Origin of the sequence: Mycobacterium angelicum, assembly GCF_002086155.1 — a bacterium.
Taxonomy (GTDB): Bacteria; Actinomycetota; Actinomycetes; order Mycobacteriales; family Mycobacteriaceae; genus Mycobacterium; species Mycobacterium angelicum.
This window is the reverse complement of record NZ_MVHE01000136.1, coordinates 1-4,660: the sequence shown is the minus strand read 5'-3', so window position 1 is coordinate 4,660 and position 4,660 is coordinate 1. Positions and strand designations below refer to the sequence as shown.

At 69.6% G+C, this 4,660-nt stretch carries 1 protein-coding gene; it reads left to right on the top strand.

Features of this window, described 5'->3' with window-relative positions; all coding sequences use genetic code 11:
• On the top strand, positions 1-4,660 hold a 4,660-nt coding region (locus tag BST12_RS28355; RefSeq protein ID WP_139802016.1), incomplete at both ends, for a type I polyketide synthase.

Below are 4,660 nucleotides of genomic sequence, written 5' to 3'. Positions count from 1 at the left end.
TCGACTCCCTGACCGCCCTGGAACTACGCAACGCCCTGGCCCAGCACACCGGCCTGACGTTGCCGCCGACGCTGATCTTCGATCACCCCACGCCCACGGCGATCGCCCAGTACCTGATTGCGCAACTCATCTCCGTGGCGGTGGATGCGCCGGTGCGGATCATTGCCGCCGCGGGCGCCGACGAGCCCATCGCGGTGGTGGGCATGGCCTGCCGGTTCCCCGGCGGGGTGGATTCCCCGGCAGCTTTATGGGAGCTGGTCAGCGGCGGCATCGACGCGATGGGGGCTTTCCCGACGGATCGGGGCTGGAACCTCGCCGAGTTGTTCGATCCCGACCCCGATGCGGTCGGCAAGACCTACACCCGCTACGGCGCGTTCCTGTCCGGCGCGGCGGACTTCGATGCGGAGTTCTTCGGCATCTCCGCGCGCGAAGCCCAGGCCATCGATCCTCAGCAGCGGCTGTTGGTGGAGGTGTGCTGGGAAGCCCTGGAAAGCGCCGGCATCGACCCGGCCGGGCTGGCCGGCTCGGACACCGGAGTATTCGCCGGAACCTGGGCGCAGCCCTACGGCGACGGGGGGCCGGAAAGTGAAACCTATGCCATCGGCACATTGACGAGTGTTGCCTCCGGACGCGTCGCCTATTCGCTGGGGTTGCAGGGGCCGGCGATCACCGTGGACACCGCGTGCTCGTCGTCGCTGGTGGCCGCGCATTTGGCGTGTCAGTCGCTGCGCAACGGCGAATCGGGTCTGGCGCTGGCCGGTGGCGTGACGATCATGACCACACCCGCCATCTTCACCGAGTTCGCTCGGCAGCGCGGGCTGGCCGGAGATGGACGCTGCAAGGCATTCGCCGCGGCTGCCGACGGCACGGGTTGGGGCGAGGGCGCCGCGGTGGTGGTACTCGAGCGTCTCAGTGACGCGCGCCGCAACAACCATCCGGTGCTGGCCGTCATCGCCGGCTCGGCGGTCAATCAGGACGGCGCCTCCAACGGGTTGACCGCCCCCAACGGCCCGGCACAGGAACGCGTTATCGCCCAGGCCGCGGCCAGTGCGGGAATCGGTCTGGGTGAGGTCGACGTGGTCGAGGCGCATGGGACCGGCACCAGTTTGGGTGATCCGATCGAAGCCGGCGCGCTGATTGCCACGTATGGCGCGCATCGCGACCGAGAGCATCCGGTGTGGCTGGGTTCGATCAAGTCGAATCTCGGCCACACCCAGGCCGCGGCCGGGGTGGCCGGGCTGATCAAGATGATCACCGTCCTCAACCACGACGTGTTGCCGCCGACCCTGCATGTGGACGAGCCCAGCCCGCATGTGGACTGGTCGGCCGGCACGCTACGGCTGCTCACCGAGGCCACCCCCTGGCCGGTCACCGACCACCCCCGCACCGCCGCGGTGTCGTCGTTCGGAATCAGCGGCACTAATGCGCATCTGATCGTCCGGGAGGCTCCGGCTCCGGTAGCCACGCCGGTTCCGTTGCCTGCCAGCACTCTCCCGCTGCCGGTGTGGCCGCTGTCGGCGCGCACGCCGGCGGCGTTGGCGGCCCAGGCCGACCGGCTTTACCATCACCTGACTCAGCATCCGGACCTCGACCCGACGGACGTCGCCTACAGCCTCGCCGTCACCCGAACCCACCACCCCTACCGGGTGGCCATCACCACCCCGGCCACGGCCGACGACGTCCGGGCAGAGCTGCTGGCCGGCCTCGACGCGGTGCGCAGCGAGCGATCCCACCCGCAGGTCAGCCGGCACCACTTGGCCCGTCCGGGCGCCAAAGTCGTGTTCGTTCTGCCCGGCCAAGGCGCTCAATACCCCACGATGGGTGGGCAACTATATGCCCAGCACGACGCCTTCGCCGACACTCTCGATCAGGTCTGTGCCGCCTTCGACTCCCACCTCGACGTACCGCTGCGCGAGATCATGTTCGCCGACCCTGACAGCGCCTCGGCGCAGTTGCTGACGCAGACCGCTTATGCCCAACCCGCTCTGTTCGCCTACGGGGTGGCCATGCACGCGGTCTTGATCGATGCCGGTATCTCCCCCGACATCGTGCTGGGACATTCCATCGGCGAACTGACCGCGGTCTATCTCGCCGGGGTGCTATCGCTCGAGGATGCCGCGACCCTAGTCAGCGCGCGTGGCCGGCTCATGCAGGCCTGCGCGCCGGGCGCCATGCTGGCCGTCCAGGCCAGCGCCGAGGACGTCAGCGGCCTGCTCGGCGGCTATCCCGGGACTGCGTTGGCCGCCGTCAACAGCCCTACTGCGGTGGTGGTGGCGGGGCCCTTCGATCAAATCGACCGCCTGCGCGAGCTGTGCGGGACGCGTCAGTACAAGAGCACGCCGCTGGCGGTCAGCCACGCTTTCCACTCCCCGGCCATGGACCCCGCGCTCGCCGAATTCGAGGCCGTCGCCACCGGCCTGACCTTCCACCCGCCGTCGATGGCGGTGGTGTCCAACCTGACCGGGCAGCCCGCCGACGCCGAGCAGCTGAGCTCCCCGAAGTACTGGAGCGAGCACCTGCGCCGCACCGTGCGCTTCGCCGACAGCGTGGCCGCACTGGCTGCCGACGGTGCGCACACCTTCGTCGAGTTGTCCCCGCACCCGGTGCTGGCCCCAGCCATCGGCGACACCCTGGCCCACGCCGGCGTCCGGTCTTCGGCGGTGGTCACCACCGCCCACCGCGACCGGTCCAATCTGGACACGCTGACCAGCGCGTTAGCCCAACTGCACACCCACGGTCATAGCCCCGCCTGGACCACCCTGCTGCCGCACGCTCGTATCACGGCGCTACCCACCTATGCGTTCCAGCATCGCGCCTACTGGCTGACTCCCGCCGCCAGCGCCGACGTCGGAGCCGCCGGTCTGCATCGACCCGAGCATCCACTGCTCGGAGCGATCACAACACTGGCCGACCAAGACCAAACGCTGATCAGCGGGCGGCTGTCCACCAACACCCACACCTGGCTGGCCGGTCACCGGGTCGGCGAGGCTGTGGTGTTTCCGGCTACCGGGTTCGTCGACCTCTTGTTGTATGCCGGTGGTAAAACCGGTTGCCCCACCGTTGACGAGCTGGTTTTGCACACGCCGCTGGTGCTGTCCGATCACGACTCCGCCGACCTGCAGATCACCATCCATCCCGGCGACGACGCGGGGCGGCGACCCGTCACAGTGCACACCCGGGCTAGCGGTGATCACCACGACGGCGCGTGGGTCCTGCACGCCAGTGCGGTGATCAGCGCGGAACAGGGCCGGGCGCCTGCTGTGGTGGTGCCGTCGGTGGTTGAGGGTGTTGATGTTGGGGGTTTCTATGCGGGGTTGGCGGCGCAGGGGTTGGGGTATGCGGGGCCGTTTCAGGCGGTGGTGGGTATCGCCGCAGATCCCGCCGATCCCGACACCGTGCAGGCCGAGATCGTTTTGCCCGCCGATACCGACGTCAGCGGCTATGGCATCCATCCGGCCCTGCTCGATGCCGCCTTGCACCCGCTGAGCACGTTGAGCAGCCCCGACCCCGCCGGGGCCCGGCTACCGTTTGCGTTGACCGGCATCACCTTGTACGCCACCGCAGCCACTCATCTGTATGTGCGCCTGAGGCGTACCAGCACCGACACCTACACCCTGCACGCCAGCGATCCCACCGGCGCCCCGGTCATCACGGTGGCCACGGTGATGCTGCGCGCCCTGTCCAAGACCCCGACCCCACAGCCCACGCCGGCTCGCGATGCCCTGTTCCAGCTGCACTGGCCCGCCCTGCCCGCCGACGCCTTCGCCCCGACCCAGCCCGCACCCAGCTGGGCGCTGATCGCCCCCGACACCACCCAGCTGCCCGCCGAACTGCACCACCTGCCCAGCTACCCCGACCTGTCCCACCCCGAGCTGGCCAGCGCCGAGCTGGTCATCTGGACCCTGCCCATCCCCAGCCCCGACACCGACCCTCTCGCCCAGGTCCACCAGCTCACCACCGACACCCTTGCCCAACTCCAACACTGGCTGAACCGATCCGACACCCTGCACACCCACCTGGCCATCCTGACCCACCACGCCATCACCACCGATCCCCACGACGCCACCCCCAACCTCGCCCACGCCGCCGCCTGGGCCCTGATCCACACCACTCAAAACGAACACCCCGCCCGCATCACCGCCCTGGACACCGACCACACCCCCACCCCACTGCTGACCCACATCCTGGCCGCGCTGCCTCACGCCGAACCCCAACTCGCCCTGCGCCACCACCACGCCCACACCCCCCGCCTCACCCCGGTCACCGACACAGCGGCCCCCGGCCGGGGCTGGGACCCCGAGGGCACCGTGCTGATCACCGGGGGCACCGGCATGCTGGGTGCGCTGTTCGCCGAGCACCTCATCACCCGGTACGGCATGCGCCACCTGCTGCTGGTGTCGCGGCGCGGCCCGGATGCTCCGGGCGCCGGGGAGCTGGTGCAGCGGTTGAGCGCGCTGGGTGCTGAGGTCGCCATCGCGGCCTGCGATACCGGCAGTCGGGCGGAGCTGGCCGCGGTGCTCGACGCGATTCCTGACCAGCACCGGCTGACCGCGGTCATCCACGCCGCCGGCGTACTCGATGACGCCGTGGTGACCGAACTGACCCAAAGCCAACTCGACACCGTGCTGAGCGCCAAAGCCGACGCCGCCTGGCATCTGCA